The following is a 478-nucleotide window of genomic DNA, read 5'->3' on the forward strand; positions in this document are numbered from 1 at the left end:
CGTGGTCAATATGAACGGGCAACAACACGGCCTTCGCGGATGACATCAAGTCGCATGTCAACTCGACGCAGAACGCCCAGAACAACATCTATCGCTGATGTTGCCGCGGCCCCACCGAGCGCGCCAACCGAATCCGCACATCACTGAGTACCGGAGARCTACCATGACTACCATCGCCATCCAGGACCTGTCCGTCACCGAAGAACTCGACGCCCACGCCATGAGCACCGTGCGCGGCGGCACCGGCTTCGTGCCCTTCGTGCCGGTGTTCAGCACCGTCAAGGTCGACTCGACCTTCAATGCCTCGCAACTGATCGGCCAGACCCAGAACGTGGTCAATATGAACGGCAACAACACGGCCTTCGCGGATGACATCAAGTCGCATGTCAACTCGACGCAGAACGCCCAGAACAACATCTATCGCTGATGTTGCCGCGGCCCCACCGAGCGCGCCAACCGAATCCGCACATCACTGAGT

At 59.5% G+C, this 478-nt stretch carries 1 protein-coding gene; it reads left to right on the forward strand.

What is annotated here, in order from left to right; genetic code table 11:
• The first annotated feature begins 163 nt into the window (after window positions 1-163).
• On the forward strand, window positions 164-427 hold the full coding sequence (locus tag AC1DK4_RS40795) for a hypothetical protein (protein WP_441623715.1): 264 nt from the start codon (window positions 164-166) through the stop codon (window positions 425-427).
• Window positions 428-478 lie beyond the last annotated feature (51 nt).

The sequence above is a fragment of the Cupriavidus sp. 05N38 genome, assembly GCF_056397345.1.

What these genes read in the sequence shown, in the direction of transcription:
- AC1DK4_RS40795 (WP_441623715.1), top strand. Translation starts at nt 164, where the DNA reads ATGACTACCATCGCCATCCAGGACCTGTCCGTCACCGAAGAACTCGAC.